The organism is Streptomyces sp. AcH 505 (assembly GCF_000818175.1).
Lineage (GTDB): Bacteria > Actinomycetota > Actinomycetes > Streptomycetales > Streptomycetaceae > Streptomyces.
This window is the reverse complement of record NZ_JTIY01000001.1, coordinates 3,437,626-3,463,913: the sequence shown is the minus strand read 5'-3', so window position 1 is coordinate 3,463,913 and position 26,288 is coordinate 3,437,626. Positions and strand designations below refer to the sequence as shown.

The 26,288-nt window shown below is 69.3% G+C and carries 31 protein-coding genes, 1 tRNA gene and 2 riboswitches; of the genes, 10 read left to right on the top strand and 22 right to left on the bottom strand.

Translation table 11 applies throughout. From position 1 onward, the window contains the following. Positions 1-5: 5 nt before the first annotated feature. The 3 genes from HY68_RS15810 to HY68_RS15800 form a co-directional block, all read right to left on the bottom strand. Positions 6-326 (bottom strand): multidrug efflux SMR transporter, encoded by a 321-nt coding sequence (locus HY68_RS15810; RefSeq protein WP_041996189.1) that lies wholly within the window; start codon positions 324-326, stop codon positions 6-8. Between the two features lie 34 nt (positions 327-360). Further along, positions 361-428: riboswitch (guanidine-III (ykkC-III) riboswitch) on the bottom strand. Beyond that, positions 425-778: a co-chaperone GroES gene (locus tag HY68_RS15805; RefSeq protein ID WP_041996186.1), complete on the bottom strand. Its 354-nt coding sequence runs from the start codon at positions 776-778 to the stop codon at positions 425-427. Its footprint overlaps the riboswitch before it by 4 nt. A 48-nt stretch (positions 779-826) precedes the next feature. Beyond that, on the bottom strand, positions 827-1,147 hold the full coding sequence (locus HY68_RS15800; RefSeq protein WP_041989219.1) for a DUF3618 domain-containing protein: 321 nt from the start codon (positions 1,145-1,147) through the stop codon (positions 827-829). A 146-nt stretch (positions 1,148-1,293) separates the two neighbouring features. Here HY68_RS15800 and bcp point away from each other — a divergent pair, with 146 nt between their 5' ends. From bcp to HY68_RS15780, 4 genes are all read left to right on the top strand, one after another. Then, positions 1,294-1,761, top strand: coding sequence for a thioredoxin-dependent thiol peroxidase (gene bcp / locus HY68_RS15795; RefSeq protein WP_041989217.1), 468 nt, complete (start codon positions 1,294-1,296; stop codon positions 1,759-1,761). Positions 1,762-1,884: 123 nt separating this feature from the next. Beyond that, positions 1,885-3,381 (top strand): MFS transporter, encoded by a 1,497-nt coding sequence (locus HY68_RS15790; protein WP_041989215.1) that lies wholly within the window; start codon positions 1,885-1,887, stop codon positions 3,379-3,381. 70 nt (positions 3,382-3,451) lie between these two features. Then, a complete protein-coding gene (locus tag HY68_RS15785) occupies positions 3,452-4,453 on the top strand; it encodes an HNH endonuclease signature motif containing protein (protein WP_041989213.1) in 1,002 nt (333 codons plus the stop codon). A 46-nt stretch (positions 4,454-4,499) separates the two neighbouring features. Beyond that, positions 4,500-4,583: transfer RNA gene (locus HY68_RS15780), tRNA-Leu, on the top strand. Between the two features lie 49 nt (positions 4,584-4,632). Here the strand turns inward: HY68_RS15780 and rdgB are convergent. The 4 genes from rdgB to HY68_RS15760 form a co-directional block, all read right to left on the bottom strand. Further along, a complete protein-coding gene (gene rdgB, locus HY68_RS15775; protein ID WP_041989211.1) occupies positions 4,633-5,235 on the bottom strand; it encodes an RdgB/HAM1 family non-canonical purine NTP pyrophosphatase in 603 nt (200 codons plus the stop codon). Between the two features lie 7 nt (positions 5,236-5,242). After that, a complete protein-coding gene (locus tag HY68_RS15770) occupies positions 5,243-5,629 on the bottom strand; it encodes a hypothetical protein (RefSeq protein WP_041989210.1) in 387 nt (128 codons plus the stop codon). Between the two features lie 112 nt (positions 5,630-5,741). Beyond that, on the bottom strand, positions 5,742-6,479 hold the full coding sequence (gene rph / locus HY68_RS15765; RefSeq protein ID WP_041989209.1) for a ribonuclease PH: 738 nt from the start codon (positions 6,477-6,479) through the stop codon (positions 5,742-5,744). Between the two features lie 88 nt (positions 6,480-6,567). Beyond that, positions 6,568-6,846, bottom strand: coding sequence for a PTS glucose/sucrose transporter subunit IIB (locus HY68_RS15760; RefSeq protein WP_277816777.1), 279 nt, complete (start codon positions 6,844-6,846; stop codon positions 6,568-6,570). A gap of 143 nt (positions 6,847-6,989) precedes the next feature. Between HY68_RS15760 and HY68_RS15755 the strand changes: the two genes are divergently transcribed. Next, entirely contained in the window at positions 6,990-8,315 is a 1,326-nt protein-coding gene (locus HY68_RS15755; RefSeq protein ID WP_041989207.1) for a PTS transporter subunit EIIC, read from the top strand. A gap of 195 nt (positions 8,316-8,510) precedes the next feature. Next, positions 8,511-9,767, top strand: coding sequence for a PTS transporter subunit EIIC (locus HY68_RS15750; RefSeq protein WP_041989206.1), 1,257 nt, complete (start codon positions 8,511-8,513; stop codon positions 9,765-9,767). Positions 9,768-9,834: 67 nt separating this feature from the next. Here HY68_RS15750 and HY68_RS15745 read toward each other — a convergent pair whose 3' ends face one another. Continuing rightward, a complete protein-coding gene (locus HY68_RS15745) occupies positions 9,835-10,587 on the bottom strand; it encodes an MBL fold metallo-hydrolase (protein ID WP_041989205.1) in 753 nt (250 codons plus the stop codon). A gap of 187 nt (positions 10,588-10,774) precedes the next feature. Between HY68_RS15745 and HY68_RS15740 the strand changes: the two genes are divergently transcribed. Next, positions 10,775-11,227: a type II toxin-antitoxin system PemK/MazF family toxin gene (locus tag HY68_RS15740; RefSeq protein ID WP_041996184.1), complete on the top strand. Its 453-nt coding sequence runs from the start codon at positions 10,775-10,777 to the stop codon at positions 11,225-11,227. Between the two features lie 238 nt (positions 11,228-11,465). On the opposite strand, the gene HY68_RS15735 is transcribed toward HY68_RS15740, so the two are convergent. From HY68_RS15735 to clpS, 10 genes are all read right to left on the bottom strand, one after another. Next, complete coding sequence (locus HY68_RS15735) at positions 11,466-12,416, bottom strand: cysteine synthase (protein ID WP_041989203.1); 951 nt, start codon at positions 12,414-12,416, stop codon at positions 11,466-11,468. Continuing rightward, the gene (locus tag HY68_RS15730) at positions 12,416-12,718 is read right to left on the bottom strand and encodes a MoaD/ThiS family protein (RefSeq protein ID WP_041989202.1); all 303 of its coding nucleotides are present in this window, start codon (positions 12,716-12,718) and stop codon (positions 12,416-12,418) included. Before HY68_RS15730 ends, HY68_RS15735 begins: the two co-directional genes overlap by 1 nt. Positions 12,719-12,862: 144 nt before the next feature. Beyond that, complete coding sequence (locus HY68_RS46205) at positions 12,863-12,982, bottom strand: putative leader peptide (RefSeq protein ID WP_347560462.1); 120 nt, start codon at positions 12,980-12,982, stop codon at positions 12,863-12,865. Positions 12,983-13,083: 101 nt separating this feature from the next. Further along, the gene (locus HY68_RS15725) at positions 13,084-13,851 is read right to left on the bottom strand and encodes an ABC transporter ATP-binding protein (RefSeq protein WP_041989200.1); all 768 of its coding nucleotides are present in this window, start codon (positions 13,849-13,851) and stop codon (positions 13,084-13,086) included. Then, on the bottom strand, positions 13,848-14,855 hold the full coding sequence (locus tag HY68_RS15720; RefSeq protein ID WP_107070188.1) for an iron ABC transporter permease: 1,008 nt from the start codon (positions 14,853-14,855) through the stop codon (positions 13,848-13,850). Before HY68_RS15720 ends, HY68_RS15725 begins: the two co-directional genes overlap by 4 nt. Positions 14,856-14,937: 82 nt before the next feature. After that, positions 14,938-15,939, bottom strand: coding sequence for an ABC transporter substrate-binding protein (locus HY68_RS15715; protein WP_041989198.1), 1,002 nt, complete (start codon positions 15,937-15,939; stop codon positions 14,938-14,940). Positions 15,940-15,976: 37 nt separating this feature from the next. After that, positions 15,977-16,100: riboswitch (cobalamin riboswitch) on the bottom strand. A gap of 5 nt (positions 16,101-16,105) precedes the next feature. Next, complete coding sequence (locus tag HY68_RS15710; RefSeq protein ID WP_041989196.1) at positions 16,106-16,519, bottom strand: M67 family metallopeptidase; 414 nt, start codon at positions 16,517-16,519, stop codon at positions 16,106-16,108. A gap of 44 nt (positions 16,520-16,563) precedes the next feature. After that, on the bottom strand, positions 16,564-17,997 hold the full coding sequence (locus HY68_RS15705; protein ID WP_041989194.1) for an amino acid permease: 1,434 nt from the start codon (positions 17,995-17,997) through the stop codon (positions 16,564-16,566). An 81-nt stretch (positions 17,998-18,078) separates the two neighbouring features. Then, on the bottom strand, positions 18,079-18,657 hold the full coding sequence (locus HY68_RS15700) for a DUF2017 domain-containing protein (protein WP_041989192.1): 579 nt from the start codon (positions 18,655-18,657) through the stop codon (positions 18,079-18,081). Further along, on the bottom strand, positions 18,657-18,962 hold the full coding sequence (gene clpS, locus HY68_RS15695) for an ATP-dependent Clp protease adapter ClpS (RefSeq protein ID WP_041989190.1): 306 nt from the start codon (positions 18,960-18,962) through the stop codon (positions 18,657-18,659). Before clpS ends, HY68_RS15700 begins: the two co-directional genes overlap by 1 nt. A gap of 152 nt (positions 18,963-19,114) precedes the next feature. Between clpS and HY68_RS15690 the strand changes: the two genes are divergently transcribed. Together HY68_RS15690 and HY68_RS15685 are read left to right on the top strand one after the other, a co-directional pair. After that, on the top strand, positions 19,115-20,443 hold the full coding sequence (locus tag HY68_RS15690; RefSeq protein WP_041989188.1) for a nicotinate phosphoribosyltransferase: 1,329 nt from the start codon (positions 19,115-19,117) through the stop codon (positions 20,441-20,443). A gap of 201 nt (positions 20,444-20,644) precedes the next feature. Then, positions 20,645-21,247 carry an isochorismatase family protein gene (locus tag HY68_RS15685; RefSeq protein WP_041989186.1) on the top strand — a complete coding sequence of 201 codons (603 nt, stop codon included), beginning with the start codon at positions 20,645-20,647 and terminating at the stop codon, positions 21,245-21,247. A gap of 52 nt (positions 21,248-21,299) precedes the next feature. Here HY68_RS15685 and HY68_RS15680 read toward each other — a convergent pair whose 3' ends face one another. Together HY68_RS15680 and HY68_RS15675 are read right to left on the bottom strand one after the other, a co-directional pair. Further along, positions 21,300-21,629 carry a hypothetical protein gene (locus HY68_RS15680; protein ID WP_041989184.1) on the bottom strand — a complete coding sequence of 110 codons (330 nt, stop codon included), beginning with the start codon at positions 21,627-21,629 and terminating at the stop codon, positions 21,300-21,302. 132 nt (positions 21,630-21,761) lie between these two features. Continuing rightward, a complete protein-coding gene (locus HY68_RS15675) occupies positions 21,762-24,176 on the bottom strand; it encodes an immune inhibitor A domain-containing protein (protein WP_041989183.1) in 2,415 nt (804 codons plus the stop codon). Between the two features lie 380 nt (positions 24,177-24,556). On the opposite strand from HY68_RS15675, the gene HY68_RS15670 reads away from it, so the two are divergent. Further along, complete coding sequence (locus HY68_RS15670) at positions 24,557-24,871, top strand: hypothetical protein (protein WP_041989182.1); 315 nt, start codon at positions 24,557-24,559, stop codon at positions 24,869-24,871. A gap of 36 nt (positions 24,872-24,907) precedes the next feature. Here the strand turns inward: HY68_RS15670 and HY68_RS15665 are convergent, their stop codons facing one another. Together HY68_RS15665 and HY68_RS15660 are read right to left on the bottom strand one after the other, a co-directional pair. Beyond that, complete coding sequence (locus HY68_RS15665) at positions 24,908-25,636, bottom strand: RDD family protein (protein WP_041989181.1); 729 nt, start codon at positions 25,634-25,636, stop codon at positions 24,908-24,910. A gap of 88 nt (positions 25,637-25,724) precedes the next feature. Continuing rightward, positions 25,725-26,288 (bottom strand): RDD family protein (locus HY68_RS15660; RefSeq protein ID WP_198533275.1); only part of this gene is annotated, 564 nt, incomplete at its 5' end.

Genomic DNA, 26,288 nt, shown 5'->3' with positions numbered 1-26,288 from the left:
GGCTGTCAGTGACCCGAGGTCGCTTTCAGCCCCACCACCGCCACCAGCAGCAGACAGACGAAGAAGATCCGGGCCGCGGTCACCGGTTCGTGCAGCACCACCATGCCGAGCACCGCCGCACCTGCGGCCCCGATGCCCACCCACACCCCGTACGCCGTACCGATCGGCAGCGTCTTCGCGGCCTGCGACAGCAACAGCATGCTCGCGACGATCCCGCCGGCGGTGAACACGCTCGGCCACAGCCGGGTGAACCCGTCCGTGTACTTCATCCCGATCGACCAGGCGATTTCCAGCGCACCGGCGACAACAAGCAGAACCCAGGCCATGACGGCCACCTCCGACAGAGCGACGCGGACAACAGGTGCGTCGTCTTTCGGTTCACCCGGTACGGCGCGTCTCGTCGGGGTCCCTCAACCGTAGCAAACTACAGATACAGCCCGGTGGAGTCCTGGGTGCCCTCGAAGCGGTCGGCGGCCACGGCGTGCAGATCCCGCTCCCGCATCAGTACGTACGCCACGCCGCGCACCTCGACCTCGGCGCGGTCCTCCGGGTCGTACAGCACCCGGTCCCCCGGCTCCACCGTGCGCACGTTCTGCCCGACGGCCACCACTCCCGCCCAGGCCAGCCTTCTGCCCACGGCCGCCGTCGCGGGAATGACGATGCCGCCGGACGAACGCCGCTCGCCCTCCGGGATGTCGGTCCTGACCAGCACACGGTCATGGAGCATCCGGATGGGCAGCTTGTCGTCACGGGAGGTGTCGTGGGTGTTGTCGCTCACGTCCACGAACCTACCTGTCCGCGACGACCCGATACGCCAGAGGGGTCATCAGCGGCGGCGGCGCACCGACGCGAACGTCAACAGCCCCACCACACCCACCGTCAGCAACACCACAGGAACGATTCGCTCAAGACGCGGCGCACCGTCGTCCGAAACGAACTGCGCCCGCACGTCCGACACCGTCTTGTTCACGGCCACAAACGCACGCCCGGCCGTCTGATCCACCGTCGAAGCCACCTTGGCCCTGGCGTCCCCCACGATCGTCTTCGGGTGCACCCGCACCCCGATCTCGTCGAGCGTTTCGGCAAGCTTCCCGCGCCTGCGGACAATGTCCGCCTCGATCTGCGCCGGGGTCCTGGATTCCGACACCGCGCTGCCTCCGTCGTCGTGTCCTGTAGTTCTTCGCCGACAGTCTGTCAGCTCGGCGGCCACCGCACCTGACGGCACCCCCTATTACGCTCGGCCGCGTACCGGTACCTCCACCGGACACACCACCGGACAACTTACGGAGAACCATGAGCGAGCGACTCAACCCCGGCGACATCGCCCCCGCATTCACCCTGCCCGACGCGGACGGCAACGACGTGTCGCTCGCCGACCACAAGGGGCGCAAAGTCATCGTTTACTTCTACCCGGCTGCGCTTACCCCCGGCTGCACGAAGCAGGCCTGCGACTTCACCGACAACCTCAACCTGCTCACGGGCGCGGGCTACGACGTCATCGGGGTCTCCCCCGACAAGCCCGAGAAGCTCGCCAAGTTCCGGGACAAGGAGAACCTGAAGGTGACGCTGGTCGGGGATCCCTCGAAAGGCGTCCTCGACTCGTACGGAGCGTTCGGCGAGAAGAAGATGTACGGAAAGACCGTGACCGGCGTCATCCGGTCCACCGTGATCGTCGACGAGGAAGGGAAGGTCGAGCGCGCGCTGTACAACGTGCGGGCCACCGGCCATGTAGCGAAGATCATCAAGGACCTCGGGATCTGACACCTTCTGCGGCCGGAGCCCCGCCCGGACGGGGCTCCGGTCGGCACTCTTCCGGTTTGCGATCGCTCAGGCCGCGCAGAAGGTTCCTTTGGACGTGCGACAGCCGAGGGAAGGAACCACACCATGGCCGGCCCGGACGACGAGGAGATGGCCGACCCAGCGGCGGTCAGGCGCCACCCCACGCTCTTCCGTACGATCAAGCAGCGCAAGAACCCCAAGCTGCGGCGGTCGGACATCACCGTCACCGACGACGCGGCGGTCAAGCGCGCGGTCAAGGCGGCGGCCCTCGGCAACGCCATGGAGTGGTACGACTTCGGCATCTACGCCTATCTGGCGTCCACGATCGGCCGGGTGTTCTTCCCGTCGGGGAACGACACCACGGAGCTGCTGTCGTCCTTCGCCACCTTCGCCGTGGCGTTCCTCGTACGGCCGATCGGCGGCATGGTCCTCGGACCGCTGGGCGACAAGATCGGCCGCAAGAAGATCCTCTCGCTCACCATGCTGATGATGGCGGCGGGCACCTTCTGCATCGGGCTGATCCCGTCGTACCACTCGATCGGCTTCTGGTCCCCCGTGCTGCTGATCGTGCTCCGGATGGTCCAGGGCTTCTCGACCGGCGGTGAGTACGGCGGCGCGTCCACCTTCATCGCCGAGTACGCCCCCGACAAGCGGCGCGGCTACTTCGGCAGCTTCCTGGAGATGGGCACGCTCGCGGGGTACGTCGGCGCGGCGGGCCTCGTCACGCTGCTGACCGCCGTGCTCGGTGACGGCAGCCTGGACTCCTGGGGCTGGCGGATCCCGTACCTGGTCGGCGGCCCGCTGGGCATGGTCGGCCTCTACCTGCGGCTGAGGCTCGACGAGACGCCCGCCTTCCAGAAGCTGGAGGCGGAGAACGTCCGCGCGTCGGAGGCGGCCGACCCGGTCGAGACCAGCGCCAAGGGCGACCTGGCGAACATCTTCCGGCGCTACTGGCCGACGCTGATCCTGTGCATCGCGCTGGTCGGCGCGTACAACGTCACGGACTACATGCTGCTGTCGTACATGCCGACGTACCTCACCGACGAGCTAGGCTACGGCGACACCCACGGGCTGCTGATCCTGCTCGGCGTGATGGTCGCGCAGATGCTGGTCATCAACCAGGTCGGCCGGCTGAGCGACCACTACGGCAGGAAGCCGCTGCTGATGGCGGGCATGCTCGGCTTCCTCGTCCTGTCGCTGCCGGCGTTCCTGCTGATCCGCGACGGCGCGGTCTGGGCGATCATCGTCGGCCTGGCCATGCTGGGCCTCTCCCTGGTCTGCCTCCTGGGCACCATGTCGGCGGCGCTCCCGGCCCTGTTCCCCACGGAGGCCAGGTACGGCGGCCTGTCGGTCGGCTACAACATCTCGGCGTCCCTCTTCGGCGGCACGACCCCCTTCGTGATCACAGGCCTGATCGCCCTGGCCGACACGAACCTGATGCCGGCGTTCTACGCGATGGCGGCGGCGCTGGTCGGGGTGATCGCGGTGGCGGTGATGAAGGAGACGGCCCGCCAGCCCCTGGCGGGCTCGCCCCCGTCGGTGGAGTCGAAGGAAGAGGCAGCGGAACTGGCCCACGCGCAAGCGGTGGAACCGAAGTTCTGACACGTGACGGCGGGACGGTGGATTCGTTACTCCGTACGGGGCCGCGAACGTACGGCCGGAACGGAGTGCCATGTCCGGGCAGGACGAGCGGAACAGGCTGAGCGCCGCTGTCGCCGCGTCGGTGAGCTGGGCGGAGCTGACCCGCCGCCTCGGCCTGCGGGAGAGCGGCGGCCGGCGCCGTACGCTCCAGCGCCACGTGGCCGCGCTCGGCATCGACACGAGCCACTTCCGACGGGGGCGTCTGGCGCGGACGTACCCCGACGAGGCCATCGCGGCAGCGGCAGCCGACTCGTCGACGCTGCGTGAAGTGGCGCTGAAACTGGGCGCGCGCCCCGCGTCCGGCACGCTGTCGCACATATCGCGGCGGATAGCGGCGGCGGGCATCGACGTCAGCCACTTCGCGGGCATGAACCAGGCGGGGCTCCAACTGCCGTTCAGCGCCGCGGAACTCATGGCAGCCGCCGCTACCGCCGACAGCATCCGGGGTGTCGCACGCGCACTCGGCGTCCCCGACGACGGCCGGTCCCGCGCGGCGCTCGGCCGCATGCTCAAGGAGTACGGGATCGACACGGCGCACTTCCGCCACGCGCGGCTTGCGATCCCGGAGGCAGCGCTGCGCGAAGCGGTCCCGCGGGCCGGCAGCTACGCCGATGTGATGCGGGCGCTCGGCCTCCCGGTCCGCGCCACGAACCATCGTCGGGTTCGCGAGGCCGCCCGCCGGCTCGGCCTCGACACGAGCCACTTCAAGCGGCGCGGCTGGGCGACGGTACGTCACCGCGAACCGAGGCCGGTCGCCACTCGCACGCTCGTCGTCCTCCCCGAGGGCTCGCCCCGTACGAACCGCGACCGGCTCCATCGGGCCCTGCAGGAGGTAGGAGTCCCGTACCGCTGTGTGTCCTGCGGGAACACCGGGAGCTGGCTGGACCGGCCGATCACCCTCCAGATCGACCACATCAACGGCGACTGGCTCGACAACCGCGCCGAGAACCTGCGGTATCTGTGTCCCAACTGCCACGCGCTCACGGACACCTGGTGCCGTAACCGGCGCGCCCGTTCGGCGGACGCCGGTTAGCCACGTGCCTTCGCCGCCACCTGCCCGTTAGCATGGTAGGCGGCACGCGGCCGTGTCGTAACTGGCAGCCGAGCTGGGTTTAGGTCCCAGTGGGAGAAATCCCGTGTGGGTTCGAATCCCACCGGCCGCACAGACGGAAGGCCGCCCCGGCGTACCAGCGGGGCGGCCTTTCCTGCTGCTCAGCCCAGCAGTTCGCGTACCACCGGGACCAGCGCGCGGAATGCCTTTCCGCGGTGGCTGATCTCGTTCTTCTCCGCCGGGGACAGCTCCGCGCAGGTGCGTGTCTCGCCGTCCGGTTGGAGGATCGGGTCGTAGCCGAAGCCGTTCGTGCCGGACGGGGCCGGGCGCAGGGTGCCGCGGAGTTGGCCTTCGACCACGCGTTCCGTGCCGTCCGGGAGGGCCAGGGCTGCCGCGCAGGCGAAGTGGGCCGTGCGGTGGGGGGCTGCGATGTCGGACAGTTGGGCGAGGAGCAGGTCCAGGTTGGCCTGGTCGTTGCCGTGGGTGCCCGACCAGCGGGCGGAGAAGATGCCGGGGGCGCCGCCGAGGACGTCCACGCAGAGTCCTGAGTCGTCGGCGACCGCGGGGTGGCCGGTGGCTTGGGCGAGGGCGTGGGCTTTGAGCAGGGCGTTCTCGGCGAAGGTGACGCCGGTTTCCTTGACGTCGGGGATCTCGGGGTACGTCTCGGCGCCGACGAGGTCGTGGGGCAGCCCCGCTTCGGCGAGGATGGCTCGGAGTTCGACGATTTTGCCGGCGTTGCGGGTGGCGAGGATCAGGCGGGTCATGCCTCGATTATCCGGGTGTGCAGACCTTGCCGATTTCACCGGCCGCGTCGGTGACGGGGGTGAGGTCGGGGGTGTTGTCGCCGTCGGCTATCGCCTTGCGGACGTTGTCGACGCTCTTGTCGAGGTCGTCGACCGCTTTGCTCAGGTCGGCGTTGTCGGTCTTGTTTTTGAGGCTCGACAGTTCGCTCTCGATGTTGTCGAGGGCCTGGTCGGCCTGCTGGGGGTCGTTGCCCGCGTTGGCGACGGCCGTCTGGAGGCTGTCGACGCTGTTCGCTATGGAGTCGGCTGTCTGGACGCAGTCCAGGGCCTTGTCGAGGGCTCCGCAGCCGGCCGCCGTGCCCATGGTGAGCAGGGTGGCGGTGACAACTGCTGCGACTCGGCGGCGCGTTGGCATGGTGGTTGGTCTCCCCCGGGTGTGTGGACGGGCGCACGGTTCAACCCGTACGCCCGTACCTGTAATGACGCCCGAGGGCTTCTCTTGGTTCCCTCTTTACCTTCGGACCGTGTCAGTTGCCGAGGGTTTCTTCGAGTGCCTTGGTCTGCAGGGCCGCCAGGTCGACGCAGCCGGCGGTGGCGAGGTCGAGCAGCAGGTTCAGTTCGGCGCGGTCGAACGGCTCGGCCTCGGCCGTGCCCTGGACCTCGACGAAGCGGCCGTCGCCGGTGCAGACGACGTTCATGTCGGTGTCGGCGCGTACGTCTTCCTCGTAGCAGAGGTCGAGGAGCGGCGCGCCGTCGACGATGCCGACGCTGACGGCGGCGACGGTTCCGGTGAGCGGTTTGCGGCCGGCCTTGATGATCTTCTTGCCCTGGGCCCAGCTGACGGCGTCGGCGAGGGCGACGTACGCGCCGGTGATGGCGGCGGTGCGGGTGCCGCCGTCGGCCTGGAGTACGTCGCAGTCGAGGACGACGGTGTTCTCGCCGAGCGCCTTGTAGTCGATGACGGCGCGCAGCGAGCGGCCGATGAGCCGGCTGATCTCGTGGGTGCGGCCGCCGATCTTGCCGCGTACGGATTCGCGGTCGCCGCGGGTGTTGGTGGCGCGGGGCAGCATGGAGTACTCGGCGGTGACCCAGCCTTCGCCGCTGCCCTTGCGCCAGCGGGGTACGCCTTCGGTGACGGAGGCGGTGCAGAAGACGCGGGTGTCGCCGAAGGAGATGAGGACGGAGCCCTCGGCGTGCTTGCTCCATCCGCGTTCGATGGTCACGGGGCGGAGCTGGTCGGGGGTGCGGCCGTCGATTCGAGACATGGCTCCGACCCTATCGGGACATGCGTCGGGGCCTGTTCCTCGGTTCGGAACAGGCCCCCTGCGGGTGACTCCCGGCCGGTGCGTGCGGCTACATCATGTCTTCGATGTCGGAGGCGATCGGGTCGGCGTCGGTGCCGATGACGACCTGGATCGCCGTGCCCATCTTGACGACTCCGTGGGCCCCGGCGGCCTTGAGCGCCGCGTCGTCGACGAGGGAGGGGTCGATGACCTCGGTGCGCAGCCGGGTGATGCAGCCCTCGACTTCTTCGATGTTGTCCAGCCCGCCGAGTCCGGCGACGATCTTCTCAGCCTTGGTGGCCATGTCTTTCTCCCTGACTCTCGAAAAGCTCTGTCGCGGCCCAGCGATGGCCCGTTTTGTCACGTTAACTCACGGTTGGCCCATCTTCGCGGGCGGGTCATCGTCGCGTAGCTGAAGATGACGAGCACCGGGAGCCTACCGCAACTGGTCTACACCACTTCGTCTCGCTCGCACGTCCGGGGAGGACGCCGATGAGTTCCGACAGCACGACCGGCGCCGCCGCACGGGGCAAGCGGTGGTGGAACGTGCTGTTCCAGGGGCTGCAGAAGATGGGCCGCAGCCTCCAGCTGCCGATCGCCGTGCTCCCTGCGGCCGGCATCCTGAACCGGCTCGGCCAGCCGGACGTCTTCGGCTCCGACGGGCTCGGCTGGGACAACGTCGCGAAGGTCTTCGCGTCCGCCGGCGGCGCCCTGCTGGACTCCTCGCTCGGCCTGCCGCTGCTCTTCTGCATCGGCGTCGCGATCGGGATGGCGAAGAAGGCCGACGGCTCGACGGCCCTGGCCGCCGTCACCGGCTTCCTCGTCTACTACGCGGTGCTGCACGCGTTCCCCGTCGACTGCGACGGCGGCTCGAAGTTCACCGGCGCCGGCATCTGGAGCGGGGTGTGCGTGACGCCGGACGGTACGACGGTGACGCAGGCCGGGTACCAGAACCCGGGCGTCTTCGGCGGCATCGTGATGGGCCTGCTGACGGCGTGGCTGTGGCGGCGGTTCCACCGCACCAAGCTGGTGGACTGGCTGGGCTTCTTCAACGGCCGCCGGCTCGTCCCGATCATCATGGCCTTCGTCGGCCTGCTCGTCGCCTCGCTCTCCGTCTGGGCCTGGGAGCCGGTCGGCGACGGGCTGACCAGCTTCTCGAAGTGGCTGGTCGACCTGGGGGCGTGGGGCTCGGGGATCTTCGGTATCGCCAACCGCGCGCTGCTGGTGTTCGGGCTGCACCAGTTCCTGAACACCTTCGTCTGGTTCCAGTTCGGCGACTTCACCAAGCCGGACGGCACGGTCGTGCACGGCGACATCAACCGCTTCCTCGCGGGCGACCCGACGGCGGGCCAGTTCACCACGGGCTTCTTCCCGATCATGATGTTCGCGCTGCCGGCCGCCGCGCTGGCGATCTACCACTGCGCCAAGCCGCACCGGAAGAAGGCGGTCGGCGGCCTGATGCTCTCGGTCGCCCTCACCTCGTTCGTGACGGGCATCACGGAGCCGATCGAGTACTCGTTCCTCTTCGTCGCCCCGTTGTTGTACGCGATCCACGCGGTGCTGACCGGTGTCTCGATGTTCGTGAGCTGGGGCCTGGGCGCCAAGGACGGCTTCAGTTTCTCGGCGGGACTGATCGACTACGTCATCAACTGGAGCCTGGCGACGAAGCCTTGGCTGCTGATTCCGATCGGGCTGTGCTTCGCCGTGGTGTACTACGCGATCTTCCGCTTCGTGATCGTGAAGCTCGATCTGCAAACCCCGGGCCGCGAGCCGGACGAGGTCGAGGACGATATCGAGCAGGCGAACACCAAGGAATAACCCCAGTTCAGCACTGCCGTCAAGGCCCCCCGACATCGGTCGGGGGGCCTTGGTCACGAGTTGGACGCGATGTCGGGAACAGAGGTTTTCGACGGTTCCTTATGCAACCCCTACCGTGTTACAACTGGTCTACACCACTGATTGGTGTAGACCACGTGGCCGCGGCGCCGCGTTCCTTTTCGCTGGAGGAAGTTGATGAGTACGGCCACCGCGCAAGCGGCCCCGGCGCCCGCCAAAAAGCGCGGCTCCGGTCTGTTCCAGGGACTGCAGAAAATCGGCAGGAGCCTTCAGCTGCCGATCGCGGTCCTGCCGGCCGCGGGCATCATGGTCCGTCTCGGCCAGCCCGACATCTTCGGCAAGGACGGTCTCGGCTGGGACCGGGTCGCCGACGTCTTCGACAAGGCGGGCAGCTCCCTCACCGGCGCCCTGCCCCTGCTGTTCTGCATAGGCGTGGCGATCGGCTTCGCCAAGAAGGCGGACGGCTCGACCGCGCTCGCCGCGGTCGTCGGCTTCCTCGTGTACCAGAAGGTGCTGCAGGCGTTCCCGGTCGCCGACGCGGTGATCAACAAGGGCGCCGACACCCCCGCCGTCTACAACGACCCCGGGGTGCTCGGCGGCATCATCATGGGTCTGCTGTCGGCCGTGCTCTGGCAGCGCTTCCACCGCACCAAGCTGGTCGACTGGCTGGGCTTCTTCAACGGCCGCCGGCTCGTGCCGATCATCATGGCCTTCGTCGGCGTGGTCATGGGTGTCTTCTTCGGTCTGGTCTGGGAGCCGATAGGCGACGGCATCACCAACTTCGGCGAGTGGATGACCGGCCTGGGCTCGGGCGGCTCCGCGCTGTTCGGCCTGGTCAACCGCGGCCTGATCCCGATCGGGATGCACCAGTTCGTCAACACCGTCGCCTGGTTCCAGCTCGGTGACTTCACCAACGCGGCGGGCGAGGTCGTCCACGGCGACAACACCCGGTTCCTAGCGGGCGACCCGTCCGCGGGAATGTTCATGTCCGGCTTCTTCCCGATCATGATGTTCGGCCTGCCGGCCGCCGCGCTGGCCATGGCGCACACCGCGCGCCCCGAGCGCCGCAAGGCCGTGACGGGCATGATGCTCTCGCTGGCCCTGACGTCCTTCGTCACCGGTGTGACCGAGCCGATCGAATTCTCGTTCATGTTCATCGCGCCGCTGCTCTACGTCCTGCACGCGGTGCTCACCGCCGCTTCCATGGCGGTCACCTGGGGGCTCGGCGTCCATGACGGCTTCAACTTCTCCGCGGGAGCCATCGACTACGCCCTGAACTGGAACCTCGCGACGAAACCCTGGCTGATCATCCCGATCGGCCTGGTCTTCGCGGCGATCTACTACGTCGTCTTCCGGTTCGTCATCGTCAAGTTCGACCTCAAGACCCCGGGCCGCGAGCCCGAGGAAGAGGTCGAGGACCTCACCAAGGCGTAGCCGTAGCGCACACGTTGAAGCCCCGCTCCCCTTTGGGGGACGCGGGGCTTCTCGCGCTGCGTGAGCGTCAGATCTCGTACACCGCGCCGGGCGCGGCCAGTTCGACCGGACCTTCGTAGACCGCGCGCGCGTCGTTGAGGTTCCGCTGGGCGTCGGTCCACGGCGGGATGTGCGTGAGGACGAGCCGGGCGGCGCGGGCGCGGGCGGCGTGTGCGCCGGCCTCGCGTCCGTTGAGATGGAGCCCCGTAATGTCTTCCTTGCCATGGGTGAAGGCGGCTTCGCACAGGAAGAGATCGGTGTCCTCGGCCAACTCGACCAGCGGTTCGCACACGCCGGTGTCGCCCGAGTACGTGAGGGAGCGTCCGTTGTGCTCGACGCGGATGCCGAAGGTCTCGACGGGGTGCGCGACCTTCTCCGTACGCACGGACAGCGGCCCGATCTCGAACGAGCCCGGCTTGAGCGTGTGGAAGTCGAAGACCTCGCTCATGGACTTGTCGGTCGGGGTGTCGGCGTACGCGGTGGTGAGGCGTTCCTCGGTGCCCTCGGGTCCGTAGACGGGGATCGCGTCGCAACGCCCGCCCTCGAACCGGTAGTAGCGGGCGACGAAGTAGCCGCACATGTCTATGCAGTGGTCCGCGTGCAGATGACTGAGGAAGATGGCATCGAGGTCGTAGAGACCGACATGGCGCTGCAACTCGCCCAGGGCGCCGTTGCCCATGTCGAGGAGCAGCCGGAAGCCGTCGGCCTCTACGAGGTAGCTGGAGCAGGCCGATCCCACGGCGGGAAAGGAGCCCGAGCAGCCGACGACGGTGAGCTTCATGGAGCGTGAACCTCCGTGCGTGGACGGTGGGCGACGGGGGTCGTTCAGTTTGTCGAGCGTAAGGCGCGAAACGGCTGGTCGCTTCCCCAGGACCCCGCGTTGTGGGGGAACTCACCTGCTGTGTCACCGGTTCGGATGGACGGCGCGCACGCGGGTGACGGGCTCGGGCGCGGGTACCTTCGGTGACATGAATACGTGGTGGTGGCTCGCACTGATCGCCGTACTGCTGCTGGGGGCGATCGCGTCGGTCGTGGACGGCAGGGCCCGCAGCCCGCGCCGCCCCGGCGGCCGCACCCGCCCACCGGGCCGCCCCGGCCGCACGGGCCCGCGCGCACCGCGGCCGGGTGAGATCTGGTGGGCCATGGTCCCGTTCGAGGACGGCCCGGGGTCCAAGGACCGGCCGTGCCTGGTCCTGTCGGTACGCGGCCGGTCGGCGCAGGTCGCGAAGATCACGACGAAGGGTCATACGGAACGGCCCGGCGTCATCGCGCTGCCGCCGGGCATGGTGCAGGACGCGCAGGGCCGCGCCAGCTTCCTGGAGATGGACGAGCTGCGCGACGTCCGGCTGAAGGACTTCCGCCGCCGCGCGGGCGAGGCGGACGGGGAACTGTGGAAGCGGATCCAGCGCCTGGCGGGCTGAGCGTGGGGGAAAGGGGGTCGTGCAGGGGTGGTGTCCGGAGCGTAGAGCGTGATTTGTGGCGCATCTCGGCGGTGGCTCCGCGTCAGACGAGTACGCGCCGTAAATCATGCAGCGCAGGACACGACCCCGGAACGACACCCGGCAACAACCGCAACCAAGAACCCGCACACCAAACCGCGCCGGACGGCGAACCCGGAACGGACAGCAACCAAAACCGGCAACCGACCACCGGACGGTGCTAGGCCCAGAGCTGCCCGTGCAGCGTCTCGATCGCTTCCTCCGTCGTCGCTGCCGTGTAGACCCCCGTCGACAGGTACTTCCAGCCGCCGTCGGCGACGATGAACGCGATGTCCGCGCTCTCGCCCGCCTTCACGGCCTTCTTGCCGACACCGATCGCGGCGTGCAGCGCCGCGCCCGTGGAGACGCCGGCGAAGATGCCCTCCAGCTGGAGGAGTTCGCGGGTACGGGTGACCGCGTCGGCCGAGCCGACGGAGAAGCGGGTGGTGAGGACCGACGCGTCGTACAGCTCGGGGACGAAGCCCTCGTCGAGGTTGCGCAGCCCGTAGACGATGTCGTCGTAGCGCGGTTCGGCCGCCACGATCTGGATGCCGGGGCGCTGTTCGCGCAGGAAGCGGCCGACGCCCATCAGCGTGCCCGTCGTGCCGAGTCCGGCCACGAAGTGCGTGATGGAGGGCAGGTCGGCGAGGATCTCGGGGCCCGTGGTCGCGTAGTGCGCGCCCGCGTTGTCGGGGTTGCCGTACTGGTAGAGCATCACCCAGGACGGGTTCTCGGCCGCCAGCTCCTTGGCCACGCGCACCGCCGTGTTGGAGCCGCCCGCCGCCGGTGAGGAGACGATCTCGGCGCCCCACATGGCGAGCAGGTCGCGCCGCTCCTGGGAGGTGTTCTCCGGCATGACGCAGACGATGCGGTAGCCCTTGAGCTTGGCCGCCATCGCGAGCGAGATGCCGGTGTTCCCGCTGGTCGGCTCCAGGATGGTGCAGCCCGGGGTGAGCCTGCCGTCCTTCTCGGCCTGTTCGACCATGTGGAGCGCGGGCCGGTCCTTGACGGAGCCGGTCGGATTGCGGTCCTCCAGCTTGGCCCAGATCCGCACGTCGTCCGAGGGCGACAGCCGCGGCAGCCGCACCAGGGGTGTGTTGCCGACGGCGGCCAGCGGGGTGTCGTACCGCATCAGACCGCGTGCGCTTCGAGGGCGCCGCCGGCCACGGCGGGCAGGATCGTCACGCTGTCGCCGTCGGAGACGGGGGTGGAGACGCCGTCGAGGAAGCGGACGTCCTCGTCGTTCAGGTAGACGTTCACGAAGCGGCGCAGCTGGTTGTCGGCGGCAGGGTCGATGAGGCGGCCGCGGATGCCGGCGTGGCGGGTGTCGAGATCGGCGAACAGCTCGGCGAGGGTGGCGCCGCTGCCCTGGACGGCCTTGGCTCCGTCGGTGTAGGTGCGGAGGATGGTCGGGATGCGGACCTCGATGGCCATGGCGTTCGGCTCCTGTCAGGGGGAGGGTGCACTGTCCGGGAAGGGTGGCGCGCGGCTCGGGCCCCCGCGCGCGGGGGTGGGGCGAGTTCGGGATGGTGCGGGTGCGGCTGGTGCCTGGAGCGGCGGGAAGCCGGGCGGGGCCGGTCAGCCGGCGGTCGCGGCGCCGGGACAGATGGCGCTGGCGAGGCGGCACAGGTCGACGTGCAGCCGCGCCACGAGCAGCGGTGTGCTCGGCGTCTTGTCGCTCACGTCCTGGGGAACCATGAGGTCATCGTATCGATTCCCGGTTCGCATCCAGATAAGCGATCTCGACTGGTGGACGAGGCACGTTCGCCAGTTGGACGGATTGCTGGAAACTGTCCTGGTTACGGCAGATATGTGACGGTCGGCGCGCCGGTCGTGGGGTGGGTGCTGACCTCGGCCGACACCTCGTAGACAGCGGCCAGCAGCCCGGGGGTGAGGACGTCGCGGGGTGTGCCGGACGCCACGACGCGGCCCGCCTGGAGGACGTAGAGCCGGTCGCAGTAGTACGCGGCGAGGTTCAGGTCGTGCAGGGCGAGCAGGTTGGTGGTCCCCGACCGGCTGATCAGCGTGAGGATGTCGAGCTGGTAGCGGATGTCGAGGTGGTTGGTCGGCTCGTCCAGCACGAGCAGGGCCGGCTGCTGGACCAGGGCGCGGGCGACGAGCGCGCGCTGGCGTTCGCCGCCGGACAGGGACGGGAAGGTGCGGTCGGCGAGCGGGCGGATGCCGACCCGGTCGAGCGCCGCGTCGGCCAGGGCGGCGTCCGCCGCGTTGTCCGCCTCCCAGAAGCGCTTGTGCGGGGAGCGGCCCATGGCGACGACTTCACGGACGGTGAGTTCGAAGTCGGTCTGTCCGTCCTGCGGGACGGTCGCGAGCCGCTGGGCGCGGGCCTTGTGGGTCATGGTGTGCAGATCGGCGCCGTCGAGGAGGGCGTGTCCCGCGGTGGGCCGCAACGTGCCGTAGACGCAGCGCAGGAGGGTGGTCTTGCCGCTGCCGTTGGGCCCGACGAGCCCGATCGTCTCGCCGGGGGCCGCCGTCAGGTCGACGGCATGGACGAGTTCGTGGCCGTCCACGGAGTAGGACAGCCCTTCCACCCGCAGCTCGGCGCTCATGCGGGGGCTCCTTCGGGACGGCGGCGCATCAGCCACAGGAAGAACGGGCCGCCGATGAGCGCGGTCAGGACACCGACGGGGACGTCCTGCGGCGCTGCGACGGTACGGGCGGCGAGGTCGGCGACGACCAGCACCACGGCCCCGCCGAGCGCGGCGACCGGCAGCAGGCCGCGGTGTCCGGCGCCGACGACCGCGCGGGCCGCGTGCGGTACGAGCAGTCCGATGAAGCCGACGGCGCCGCTCGCCGCGACCATGACGCCGGTCACGAGCGAGGCGACGACGAAGACGGCCGCCCGGAACGCCCCGGCGTTCAGACCGAGCACGCTCGCGCCCTCCTCCCCCACCAGCAGCAGGTCGAGGGGCCGGGCCAGGGTCATCAGCAGCGCCGTCCCGGCGAGCAGGACGACGCCGGGCAGGACGAGCGTGCCCCAGCGGGCGCTGCCCAGACCGCCGAGTGTCCAGTACAGGGCCTCCTGGAACTGCTCGGGCCGGGCGGCGACGACCAGCAGGAGGGTGGTGAGCGCCGAGAGGATGTACGAGACGGTCACCCCGGCCAGGACGAGCCTGCCGCCGGTCATGGCGCCACCCCTGCGGGCGAGGCTGTAGACGAGGGCGAGGGCGACGAGCGAGCCGGCGAAGGCGGCGGCCGGCATGGCGACGGTGGTGGTCACTCCCCCGCCGATGCCGAGGACGAGCACGGCCACGGCGCCGGTCGACGCGCCGGAGGAGATGCCGAGCAGGAACGGGTCGGCGAGCTTGTTGCGCACCAGCGCCTGGAGGACCGTCCCGACGACGGCGAGCCCCGCGCCGACGATCGCGCCGAGCAGCACCCTGGGCAGCCGTACGTCGAGGACGATGGTCCGGTACGGGCTCGGCGCGGCCCGCCCGGTGAGGGCGGCGACGACCTCGCCGGGCCCGATCCGTACGGAGCCGAGCGCGAGCCCGGCGACGACGGCGACGGCGAGCGCGGCGACGAGACAGCCGAGCACGAGCGGGTAGCGCAGCCGCCCGTGCCCTCGCGGGCCGGGCGTGACCGGTGCGCCCGATATGCCGGACGGGCCTGGCGGGGTGGTGCGGGGCACGGCGCTACTTCACAGTTCCGGGGTGGAGCTGGGCCGCGAGTTTCGCGACGGCGTCGGGGGCACGTACGCCGAGGACGACGCTGGACAGCGGCATCACGGCGAACCGCTTGTTCTTGATCGCGGGTACGTCGGCGAGCACCGGGTCGTCGGTGAGCCGCTTCTCCTTCTGGGCGACCGTCGTCGAGCCGTAGTCGTAGATGACGACGGCCTGCGGCTTGCGGGCGACCACCTGTTCCCAGGTGGCGTCGCCGAACGACTTGTCCAGGTCGGCGAAGACGTTGGCGCCGCCCGCGCGGGTGATGAGTTCGTTGCCGATGCCGGCGCCGCCCGCGGTGAACGCGGTCTTGTCGCCGCTGTCGTAGACGAAGACGGAGACGGGCTTGACGCCCTTGAGCTTGGCGGCCGTCCCCGCGACGGTGGCGCGGGCCCGCGTGATCCACTTCTCCGCGCGGTCGGGGACGCCGAAGGTCCGGCCGACCTCCCGTACCTCCTGGTAGACGTCGTCCATGGTGACGGCGCCCTTGGTGCAGCTCTCGATGTTGAGCCGGGTGTCGATGCCCGCGCCCTTCAGGTCGTCGCGCGCGCGGCCGTCCTTGGCGTCGAAGGCGCTGGCGTAGCCGCCGTAGACGAAGTCGGGATCGGCGGCGAGCAGCTTCTCCTTGGAGGGGTACTCCTTGGCGAGCACCGGCACGCTCTTGTACGCGGCGGCGTAGGCGGGCGAGATCGTGTCGTCCAGGTAGGCGGTGCCGACCAGGGATTTTCGCAGGCCGAGCGCGAGCATGACCTCGGTGGCGTGCTGGTTCATGGTGACGACGCGCCGGGGCGGTGCCTGGTAGGTCGTCTTCACACCGCAGTTGGTGACGGTGTAGGGGAAGCCGGGGGCGGCTGCCTTCGCGGCGCTCGCCGCCGGCTTGTCCGTCGAGCCGCACGCGGCGACCGGTACCAGCAGGGCGGGGAGCGCGGCGGCTATGAGCGCGCGGCGGAGCGTGGGCGGGACTGACGGCATGGCTGAGCACTCCTCCGGGGGGATTTCCGCGTCCCCTGGCTGGTGGAAGAAGGGCGGCAGGTCAGTTCCTGGCTGCCAAGCGGATTCGCTTGGTCACAGTGGCGGGACCGCGCCGGACTCGCACCGGCTTCCTGGCTCCTGCCGCCTCGGGTAGGGGGTCAGTCTCTCAGACGACCGTGACGTCCTCTTCGGTGACCTTGCCGTCCACGATCCGGTAGGAGCGGAACTGGAACGGCCCGAGACCGTCGCTGTCGGCGGTCGAGACCAGCACGTAGTGCGCCTCGGGCTCGTTGGCGTAGCTGATGTCCGTACGGGACGGGTACGCCTCGGTCGCGGTGTGCGAGTGGTAGACGATCACCGGGGTCTCGTCGCGGTCGTCCAGGTCGCGGTAGAGCTTCAGCAGGTCCGCCGAGTCGAATTCGTAGAAGGTGGGCGAGCGTGCCGCGTTGAGCATGGGGACGAACCGCTCGGGCCGGTCGGAGCCCTCGGGTCCCGCGACCACGCCGCAGGCTTCGTCGGGATGATCGCGGCGTGCGTGCGCGACGATCTGGTCGTACAGAGCCTGGGTGATGGTCAGCATGAGTGAAATATAGGACGGGCGAGCGCCGGGCCACCGGGTAGGCCCTACTCGACGGGTGCGTAGGCGCCCGCCTCTTCCCCGGTGGTGACGGTGCGGCGCTTGAGCAGCTGCCAGCCGCCCACCAGACCCACCGCCCACAGGGCGCCCACGTACAGGCAGACGCGCGCTTCGTGGTCGTAGGCGATCAGGCAGGTGACGAAGGCGAGGAAGGCGAGGGCGACCCAGCTCAGCACCGCGCCGCCGGGGGCCGGGAACGCGGAGGCGGGCAGCCGGCCCGCTTCGACGGCGCGGCGGTAGCGGATGTGGCTGGCGAGGATCATCATCCAGGTCCAGATGCCGGCGGCGGTGCCCACCGACGTCACGTACCCGAACGCCTTCTCGGGGACGAGGTAGTTGAGGATGACGCCGATGCCCATCAGGGCGACGGAGACGCTGATGCCGAAGGCGGGGGTGCGGCGCGAGTTGAGTCTGCCGAACGCCTTGGGCGCCTCGCTGTTGACGGCGAGCGCGCGCAGCATCCGGCCCGTCGAGTACATGCCGGAGTTGCAGGACGACAGGGCCGCCGTGAGGACGACGAAGTTGACGATGCCGGCGGCGAGCGGGATGCCGATCTTCTCGAAGGCGTAGACGAAGGGGCTGACGCCGGCGGAGAACTCGGTCCAGCGGACCACGGCGAGCAGGACGGTCAGCGAGCCGACGTAGAAGATGATGATCCGCCAGGGCAGCGTGTTGATGGCCTTGGGGAGGGTCTTCTCCGGGTTCTGCGACTCGCCTGCCGTGACGCCGACGACCTCGACGGCGAGGTAGGCGAACATCACGCCTTGCAGGGTCATCAGGCTGGAGCCGATGCCGTGCGGGAAGACCCCGCCCTGCGAGACGAGATTGCCGGGGGCCGCGGTGGCACCGGCGTCGGAGAAGCCGAGGGTGAGGACGCCGAGCCCGATGACGATCATGCCGATGATGGCGGTGACCTTGATCATCGAGAACCAGAACTCGACCTCGCCGAAGATCTTCACCGAGATCAGATTCACCCCGAAGAGCACCAGCAGGAAGACGAGCGAGCTGACCCACTGCGGGATCTGCGGGAACCAGAAGTGGATGTAGATCGCGGCGGCCGTCAGTTCGGCCATGCCGGTGACCACCCACATCAGCCAGTACGTCCAGGCGGTGGCGTAGCCGAAGAACGGGCCGAGGAACTCGCGCGCGTACTCGGCGAACGAGCCGGACACCGGGCGGTAGAGCAGCAGTTCGCCCAGCGCCCGCATGATGAAGAAGATGACGACGCCGGCGAGGGCGTACATCAGGATGATGCTCGGCCCCGCCTTGGCGATGTTGGCGCCCGCGCCCATGAACAGACCGACGCCGATCGCGCCGCCGATCGCGATCATCTGGATCTGCCGGCTGCCGAGCCCGCGTGCGTAGCCCTCGTCGCCTTCGCCCGGCCGGCCGGTCTCGTCGCTCTCGACGGGTGTGGTCATCGTGGAGTGCCCTTTCGCCGTGCGGTCAGCACTCAGGACCTATCACGGCGAAGGGTTCATTTCGGGCAACCGCGCGGCCCGTCAGGGCATCATCGTCTCCACGAGCGTCTCCTGGAGCGCGCCGAGCCACAGATACGCCATGACCATCGGCTTGCGCGGGTCGGAGTCGGGCAGCCGGTACAGCTCGCCGCCCTCGTCCTCGTCCGTGACGTCGAGCCGGGTGCCGATCGTCAGCCGCAGGTCGTTGAGGGCGCCGAGCCAGTGGGCGCACTCGTCGGGGGTCAGTTTCAGTACGGCGTCACCGGCGCCGGACGCGGTGAGCGCGTCCAGGGAGCGGACGACGGCGACCCCGTCGGCGCGCTTGCGGTCGCGCAGGTCGTTCTCCGTGAAGCGCCTGAACTCGGAGGAGAACTCCCGCAGTTCCTCGTCGTCGTCCCCGTAGGCGTCGGGAAACAGCCGGGCCAGCGCCGGGTCGGCGGGCGGTTCGCTGGGGCCCTCGGTGAACAGCGCGGCGAGCGGGTCCGTGCCCTCGGCCGGCTCGTCGGCGGGGCCGATCAGCTCCAGCAGCTGGACGGCGAGCGAGCGCAGGATGGAGATCTCGACCTCGTCGAGCGCGACGGCGGCGCCGCCGCCGGGTACGGCCTCGAAGTGCCCGGCCATCAGTCGCGGTCCTGCGTGAGGGTCGCCCACAGGCCGAAGCCGTGCATCGCCTGCACGTCGCGTTCCATCTCCTCGCGGCTGCCGCTGGACACGACGGCCCTGCCCTTGTGATGGACGTCGAGCATCAGCTTGTTCGCCTTGTCCTTGGAGTAGCCGAAGTAGGTCTGGAAGACGTACGCCACGTAACTCATGAGGTTGACCGGGTCGTTGTGGACGATCGTCAGCCAGGGGACGTCCGGCTCCGGGACGACGGAGGTCTCCTGTGCGGATTCAGGGAGTTCGATCTCAGTCGGAGCAACACTCACGGTTCGGGACGACCTTCTTCTCTCGCCGGTCCTGCCGGATCTTCGCGGCGCCGCAGGCGCCCACAAGTCCATGCTGCCACCCAGGAGCCCCTGTCGCACAAACGGACCATCGAAATCGTCACTCTGACGAGTATTGGGGGTAGCATCAAAATATGAACACTCCGGACCTAGGGCTCCCGGTGGACGTGCCGTCGACCGCGCTCTTCACCGACCAGTACGAGCTGACGATGCTGCAGGCGGCACTGCGAGCGGGTACGGCCGACCGCCGCTCGGTCTTCGAGGCCTTCACCCGGCGGCTGCCCGAGGGGCGCCGCTACGGGGTCGTCGCGGGCACCGGCCGGGTCCTGGACGCCGTGGAGAACTTCCGGTTCGACGCGGACGTGCTGGGCTTCCTGCGGGAGCAGCGGATCGTCGACGAACCGACACTCGAATGGCTGGCCTCCTACCGCTTCAGCGGCGACATCTGGGGCTACCCGGAGGGCGAGGTGTACTTCCCCGGCTCGCCGATCCTGCGGGTCGAGGGCTCCTTCGCCGAGTGCGTCCTGCTGGAGACCGTGATCCTGTCGATCCTCAACCACGACTCGGCCATCGCCGCCGCGGCCTCCCGGATGTCGGCGGCGGCCGGGGGGCGCGGTCTGATCGAGATGGGCGCCCGGCGTACGCACGAGCTGGCGGCCGTCGCCGCCTCGCGCGCCGCGTACGTGGGCGGCTTCGACACCACGTCCGACCTCGCCGCGGGCTTCCGCTACGGCATCCCCACCGTCGGCACGAGCGCACACGCCTTCACCCTGCTGCACGACAGCGAGCGCGACGCGTTCCAGGCGCAGGTGGACTCGCTCGGCCGTGGCACGACGCTGCTGGTCGACACGTACGACGTGACCGAGGCGGTGCGGACGGCCGTCGAGATCGCCGGGCCCGAACTGGGCGCGGTACGGATCGACTCGGGCGACCTGCTGCTGGTCGCGCACCGGGTGCGCCAGCAGCTGGACGAGCTGGGCGCCGTCAACACCAAGATCGTGGTCACCTCCGACCTGGACGAGTACGCCATCGCCTCACTGGCGGCGGCCCCGGTCAACGCGTACGGCGTCGGTACGCAGCTGGTCACCGGCAGCGGGCAGCCCACCTGCTCGATGGTCTACAAGATCGTCGCCCGCGCGCAGTCCGCCGACCCGAAGGCGCCGCTGCAGCCCGTGGCGAAGAAGTCCACCGGCGGGAAGACCTCGATCGGCGGGCGCAAGTGGGCGGCGCGCCGGCTGGACGCCGAGGGGTACGCGGAGGCGGAGGTCCTCGGCACCGGTCCTGTCCCCGCCGACCTGCTGGACAGGCAGCTGCTGGTCGAGCTGGTCAAGGGCGGCGAGGTCGTCGCGCGCGAGCCGCTGGACGCGGTGCGCGAGCGGCACATCGCGGCCCGCGCCGGACTGCCGATGTCGGCGATCCAGCTCTCCAGGGGCGAGCCGGTCATCCCGACGGAATACATCTGACGAGCGCATATGCCCGAGGTGGGTGACCGGCCGTGTCTGAGCGCAATACGTACGATGTGCGCCGGTTGCGGCATGGGCACCCGCTTCCAGGGCAGGCATCGAGACGTGATGAGAGGTCGATCCCCCTCCCGCAAGGCGGTCGCGAACTCTAGGCTCGAAACCACCGGTCAAGGCCGAACCCCACGTGAGGACATTTCCGCCATGCATCGCGCACTGATCGTCGTCGACGTGCAGAACGACTTCTGCGAGGGCGGCAGCCTCGCGGTGGCCGGAGGCGCCGATGTCGCCGCCGCGGTCACCGACCTGATAGGTCAGTCGACGGCCGGCTACCGCCATGTGGTGGCCACCCGCGACCACCACGTCAACCCCGGCAACCACTTCGCCAAGCCCCCGGCCACGCCGGACTACGTCCACACCTGGCCGGTCCACTGCGTGGCCGGCACGGAGGGCGTGGGCTTCCACCCCAACTTCGCCCCGGCCGTCGCGTCCGGCGCGATCGACGCGGTCTTCGACAAGGGCGCGTACTCGGCCGCGTACAGCGGCTTCGAAGGCGCCGACGAGAACGGTCTGGGCCTGGCGGAGTGGCTGCGGTCGCACCATGTCACGGCGGTCGACGTGGTCGGCATCGCGACGGATCACTGCGTACGGGCCACGGCGCTGGACGCGGCCCGCGAGGGCTTCGGTACGCATGTGCTGCTGGACCTGACGGCGGGTGTCGCCGAGGCGACGACCGAGCGCGCCCTTGAGGAGCTGGCCGAGGCCGGTGTCGAACTGAGCGGCAAGCCGGTGGTCCGCCCGGCCTAGGGGCGCCCCGCCCAGGTCGCTCCGCCGCCGCCGGGGGCCTTGTCGGTGGGTCTCAGTGGCCTGCCCTGGCCACGGCCGCCCGGGGCCGCAGCAGGGCCCGTATCGGCTGCCACAGCTCCTCCTGGCACTCCGGGGTGCCCCGCCACAGCAGGCCGTCCGGATGGTGCAGGACGGCCGTGATCTCGTCCAGCGTCGGTGGCTCCGCGTTACCGCGCAGATACACCGCGCGCAAGCCGAGATTCCGCAGCCTGGTCAGGGCGCGGGCGCGATTTCCGGCATGGACGAGCACCCGTACGGTGCCGCCCTCGGCCGCGGGTCTCGGCAGGGTCAGTGCCACCACCACGCTGCCGTTCGGAAGCTTGCTGAAGCCTCCACCTGCCATGGTTTTCCTCTCCCCCGGGAGGCGCCGTGAGACGCCGTGTCAATAAGAGATCCGTAGACGCACCTAAACACGAACGGCCGCCGCCCGCTAGAGGGCGACGGCCGATCATGCTCTGACCTGCGGTGATACGGATTATCGGGTGGAGGGACCGACCTTGACCGTTATGGTCGACCCGCTGATCGGCTGGTCGACAATGCTGATCTTGGTGTTGGTGTCAGGAACCTGGACGCTGCCGCCCGGGTTGCCCTTGTCCCAGTAGGTGCCCTTGTGATCATCGAAGGCGGTGAGCCCGCCGAGCGGCTTGATCTTGGTCGGGACGTTGGCGTTGTGCAGCGTGAAGCCCGGCGTCGGCCACCAGCTGAAGGCCGAGTCGTACGCCTGGATCCTGTTGCGCATCACCGTGCCGTTGGACCACTTCAGCGGCTTCGGGTGGGCGTCGACCGGCAGGATGAGACCCGAACCCGGGTGGACGCTGGTGTTGTTGTCCTTCTGCGAGGTGTCCCAGTACCAGATCAACAGGCCGTTCTGGTACGGGTAGTGCTCGACCCAGCCGTCCTTCGGCGCGGTGAAGCCGAAGTTGTACGGGCCGGTCTTCAGCGTGGTGTCGTACGAGACGTACTGACGGTTCTCAGCGATGTAGTACTGGTCGTACTCCTTGCTGAAGGACTCGCCGATACGCGAGAAGCCCGCCGCGGTCCACGCCGGGTCCGCGGTCTCCGCGTTGTCGGTGAACAGCGCGGCGCCGTCGGCGTTGACGCTGATCGTGTCGGCGGCGAAGCCCTTCAGGGCCACCCCACCGTCCGTCTGGTAGCGGAAGCGCAGGTCGAACTTCTTGCCCGCGTAGGCGTCGAGCGAGTACGACAGCGGCTTGTACGTGCCCGAAGTACCGCTCAGCGCCGGCTTGTCGCTGCCGTCACGCCCGATGGGCGCACCGTCGGCGGTGCCGTCGAGCACGGTCCAGTTGGCGCCGCCGTCCGTGGACGCCTCGGCGTACAGGTAGTCGTAGCCCTCTTCGATGTCCCACCAGCCCTGGAGGTCCAGGGACGCGGTCGACTTGCCGGTCAGGTCGACGACACGCGTCAAGGTGTTCTTGAGGTTGTCGCCCGAGTCGCTCCACCACTGGGTGGCGCCCTCGGCGGGCTTCACCACGGTCGTGGTCTCCGACTTCTTGGGCAGCTCGACGACGAGCGCCTGGGGGTTCTTCGTGTTGTACTCCGAAACACCCAGCTTGGCGGTCGACTTGGTGGCCGCCTTGCCCTCGGCGTAGTTGAGCCAGCCGAGCTGCAGCTTGTCCCACGCGGTCATGTCGCCCGGCAGGTCACCGATCGCGTTCTTGCCGGTGCCCAGCCAGGAACCCGACGACATCAGGTCCCAGAACGACGTGGAGTTCTCGCCGCCCGCGGTGTCGTAGTTGTCGGGCAGGCCGAGGTCGTGGCCGTACTCGTGGGCGAAGACCCCGAGTCCGCCGTTCTCCGGCTGCATGGTGTAGTCGCCGACCCAGATGCCGGAGTTGCCGATCTGGGTACCGCCGGACTTGTTGTCCGCCGGACCAGTGGCGCCCGCGTCCGTGCCGTACGCGTACCAGCGGTGCGCCCACAGGGCGTTGGTGCCCTCGGCGCCGCCGCCCGCCGACTCGTCCTCACCGGCGTGCACGATCTGGAAGTGGTCGATGTAACCGTCGGGCTCGTTGAAGTTGCCGTCGCCGTCGTAGTCGTACCGGTCCCACTGGTCGTACTGGGCGAGGTCCGCCTTGATCTGGGCGTCGGTCTTGCCCGCGGCCTTCTGCTGCGCCGCGAAGGCGGTGACGCCGTCGCGGACGGTGTCCCAGACGTTGTTGCAGTTGGTGTCGCCGCAGTAGTTCGAGCCGTAACGGGCCTCGTTGTAGGGGACCTTGACCCAGGCGGTGACCTCACCGTCGACCGAGTAGCGCCCGGAGGACGTCTTCTCGTAGTACGTCTTCAGCGAGTTCTTCTGCTTGCCGGTCTTCTTGTCCTTGCCCTCACCGAAGTAGAGGTCCTGGAAGTGCTGCTGGTTGTAGTCGGCCTGCCAGTCGGTGGAGTTGTCCACCTTGCGGTCAGGCTCGGCTATCTCGTTGTGCTGCGGGCCGGGGGTGCCGCCGTACTTCTTGACCGGCGCCTCGGGCCCGGCGCCGTCCGGGTCGTACATCGTGGTGTCGTCGACCTGGTCGCCGAACTCCACGAGGATGGTGAAGATCTTGTCGGTCTTCTCGCGGCCCAGCTCGACGTACTTCTTGCTGCCGAGCTTCACGACCTGCGAGCCGCCGTGCTTCTCCAGCTTCGCGCGGCCGGACAGGACCTTGTCCATCGCGGCCTTGCGCTCGGCCGCCTGCTTCTTGCTGAAGGGTCCGTCGAGATCGTGGTCGACCAGGCCCTTCTGGGGCTGGGGGTCGTGCCGTTCGATCTGGGCCGATCCGGAGGTGGGGTTCGCCTCGGCCTGGGCCGGTGAGAAGGCTGACGCCGTCGCCGCGGTCGCGGCAAGGGCCACGAACACCGCCCCGAAACGTCTCGCCCGTCGATTGCTGATCACTTGATGGTTGATCCTCCCCCGCGCTCGCTGCTCGCGGACCGGGAGTTGGGGGATCCGCGCGCGTATGCGCGACATAAGTGGCGCTATTCGACCGGAGTTGGCGGAGAAAAGACAGTCTTGACTTGTGCACAGCAAGTGCACTATGTAGTAGTCCATTTCCGCTATCCGGACGTCCACCATGTCCGACACGGGCGCACTGTCCCCCGAAGTTGGGGGGTCGCGTGAATCGATGCGCCCCCCGTGCACCGGCACCGTGGGTTAGGTCACGCTTACTACACGTGCCAGTCGGGCATCCACCGTCGTAGAGTCGCTTCGTAGTGCGACCTGGTGCCGAGATACGCGAGACACCCATACAGACGTTCCGAGGGACGGATACAGCCATGCCGCGTCCGAATGCCGCACAGCTCGCCTACGGTTCCGCCACTGTCATCTGTTCGACGCTGGCCATGCTGCTTCTCTCCGGTACGACGTCCGGCATCGGCGTGGCCGTCATCGCACTGGCCGCGCTCGCGCTCGGCCTGCTCGTGGCGGTGACCGTACCGATGCCACGCCGTACGGAGGCGGCGGCGCAGGAGTCGGCGACCGCCGACAGCGCCCAGACGTCCATGGGGGCCCCTGCCTCGGCGGCTCCGGCGCCTTCTTCGCGGCGCACCCAGGTCGCCGCGGTCGGCCGGCCGCACTCCGTGCGCCGGTAGGCCCCTCTTCGCTCCGGTTCTCCGACTCCCCCAGCTCTAGGTGTTCGCTACGACGACCACCGTTCTCGCCGCCTTGTCGTGCCAGCCCTGTTTGTAGGGCCGGCTCGCCAGGATCGTGACGATGATGACGAGCCACCAGATGCAGTAGCAGCAGAGCAGCGCGGGCAGCCACAGCACGGCGGCGCGCAGCAGCGAGGCGTTCGTCTTCGGCAGCGTGCCGTCGTTGAGCATGCCCACCCGCAGTCCCAGCCAGCGCTTGCCGAGGGTCTGCCCCGACCTGCTGATCATCAGCGTGTCGTAGCCGACGTACGCGATGATCGAGATCAGCGACCAGAGCCACTGCCTGCCGGTGTTGACCTGGTCGTTGAAGTTGTCCCACTCGCTGTTGCCGTTCGACGTCGACACATGGAAGCCGCCGACCGCCAGCGAGATGATCGCCAGCGGGATCAGGATGATCAGCGCGTCGATGATCCGGGCGAGCAGCCGCCTGCCGAAGGGCGCGAGCGGCGGCATCCCGCTGAGCGGATCCGAACCGTCGCCGCCGTACGGACCGCCGCCGTAGGGGCCGCCACCGCCGGCGGGGTCTCCGCCGCCGTAGGGACCGCCCGCGTACGGGCCGCCGCCGCCGAACTCGTTCGGGTTGTACGGCGGGGGTGAGTCACCGCCGTACGGCGACCCGGGCGTCGGCTCGTGCGGGGGCTGCGGCCTCTTCCGGAACGGGTCGTCATCCGGCGACTGACCGGGCGTCGGCTGATCGTTGCTCATGAGGGCAGTGCACCGCGCGCGGAAGGCGCCCGCAACGGCAGCACCCGCCGTTCGGACGAACGGTCGTCAGCGCGAGGTCACCGGGGAGTCACCTGGCCACGAAGGTGCGGGCCGCCTTGTCGTGCCAGCACTGCCGCCACGGGCGGTCGAACAGGCACCACAGCACGTTGAAGACGCCCACGACGAGCACCCCCAGCACGCTGTAGACCAGCCAGCGGCGCAGCGCGGCGCCGAAGCCCGGGGCCTCGTGCGACTCGATGCCGCAGACCCGCAGACCGCAGAGCTTCTTGCCGAGCGTGCGGCCCCACTTCCCGGTCGGCAGCGCCTCGTAGAGGATCCCGACGACCAGCAGCGCGCCGACCAGAGCGCCGAGGTAGCCGCCGGTCGTGCCGTCGAGCAGCCAGACCGTGACCGTACGGCCGGTCTGCCTGGCCGCGTCGATCTTCTCGTCGACATGGGTCTTGGCCTTGGCCGCGAGCGGTACGGCGACGGCGCCGACGATCGCGCCCAGCACGACCGTGTCGATCAGCCGCGCCAGGAACCGCTTGCCGAGGCCCGCGGGGCGGGACGCGGCCTGGGCCTGCGCCATCTGCAGGAACGGGTCGGCGGCCGGCGGCTTCCACGGGACGACGGGCGGCTCGGCGCCGGCCGG

Excerpts from the sequence above, each read along its gene's own strand:
- HY68_RS15810 (WP_041996189.1), bottom strand. The coding sequence starts at position 326 with ATGGCCTGGGTTCTGCTTGTTGTCGCCGGTGCGCTGGAAATCGCCTGG.
- bcp (WP_041989217.1), top strand. The coding sequence starts at position 1,294 with ATGAGCGAGCGACTCAACCCCGGCGACATCGCCCCCGCATTCACCCTG.
- HY68_RS15790 (WP_041989215.1), top strand. The coding sequence starts at position 1,885 with ATGGCCGGCCCGGACGACGAGGAGATGGCCGACCCAGCGGCGGTCAGG.
- HY68_RS15785 (WP_041989213.1), top strand. The coding sequence starts at position 3,452 with ATGTCCGGGCAGGACGAGCGGAACAGGCTGAGCGCCGCTGTCGCCGCG.
- rdgB (WP_041989211.1), bottom strand. The coding sequence starts at position 5,235 with ATGACCCGCCTGATCCTCGCCACCCGCAACGCCGGCAAAATCGTCGAA.
- HY68_RS15770 (WP_041989210.1), bottom strand. The coding sequence starts at position 5,629 with ATGCCAACGCGCCGCCGAGTCGCAGCAGTTGTCACCGCCACCCTGCTC.
- rph (WP_041989209.1), bottom strand. The coding sequence starts at position 6,479 with ATGTCTCGAATCGACGGCCGCACCCCCGACCAGCTCCGCCCCGTGACC.
- HY68_RS15755 (WP_041989207.1), top strand. The coding sequence starts at position 6,990 with ATGAGTTCCGACAGCACGACCGGCGCCGCCGCACGGGGCAAGCGGTGG.
- HY68_RS15750 (WP_041989206.1), top strand. The coding sequence starts at position 8,511 with ATGAGTACGGCCACCGCGCAAGCGGCCCCGGCGCCCGCCAAAAAGCGC.
- HY68_RS15745 (WP_041989205.1), bottom strand. The coding sequence starts at position 10,587 with ATGAAGCTCACCGTCGTCGGCTGCTCGGGCTCCTTTCCCGCCGTGGGA.
- HY68_RS15740 (WP_041996184.1), top strand. The coding sequence starts at position 10,775 with ATGAATACGTGGTGGTGGCTCGCACTGATCGCCGTACTGCTGCTGGGG.
- HY68_RS15735 (WP_041989203.1), bottom strand. The coding sequence starts at position 12,416 with ATGCGGTACGACACCCCGCTGGCCGCCGTCGGCAACACACCCCTGGTG.
- HY68_RS15730 (WP_041989202.1), bottom strand. The coding sequence starts at position 12,718 with ATGGCCATCGAGGTCCGCATCCCGACCATCCTCCGCACCTACACCGAC.
- HY68_RS46205 (WP_347560462.1), bottom strand. The coding sequence starts at position 12,982 with ATGGTTCCCCAGGACGTGAGCGACAAGACGCCGAGCACACCGCTGCTC.
- HY68_RS15725 (WP_041989200.1), bottom strand. The coding sequence starts at position 13,851 with ATGAGCGCCGAGCTGCGGGTGGAAGGGCTGTCCTACTCCGTGGACGGC.
- HY68_RS15715 (WP_041989198.1), bottom strand. The coding sequence starts at position 15,939 with ATGCCGTCAGTCCCGCCCACGCTCCGCCGCGCGCTCATAGCCGCCGCG.
- HY68_RS15710 (WP_041989196.1), bottom strand. The coding sequence starts at position 16,519 with ATGCTGACCATCACCCAGGCTCTGTACGACCAGATCGTCGCGCACGCA.
- HY68_RS15705 (WP_041989194.1), bottom strand. The coding sequence starts at position 17,997 with ATGACCACACCCGTCGAGAGCGACGAGACCGGCCGGCCGGGCGAAGGC.
- HY68_RS15700 (WP_041989192.1), bottom strand. The coding sequence starts at position 18,657 with ATGGCCGGGCACTTCGAGGCCGTACCCGGCGGCGGCGCCGCCGTCGCG.
- HY68_RS15690 (WP_041989188.1), top strand. The coding sequence starts at position 19,115 with ATGAACACTCCGGACCTAGGGCTCCCGGTGGACGTGCCGTCGACCGCG.
- HY68_RS15685 (WP_041989186.1), top strand. The coding sequence starts at position 20,645 with ATGCATCGCGCACTGATCGTCGTCGACGTGCAGAACGACTTCTGCGAG.
- HY68_RS15680 (WP_041989184.1), bottom strand. The coding sequence starts at position 21,629 with ATGGCAGGTGGAGGCTTCAGCAAGCTTCCGAACGGCAGCGTGGTGGTG.
- HY68_RS15670 (WP_041989182.1), top strand. The coding sequence starts at position 24,557 with ATGCCGCGTCCGAATGCCGCACAGCTCGCCTACGGTTCCGCCACTGTC.
- HY68_RS15665 (WP_041989181.1), bottom strand. The coding sequence starts at position 25,636 with ATGAGCAACGATCAGCCGACGCCCGGTCAGTCGCCGGATGACGACCCG.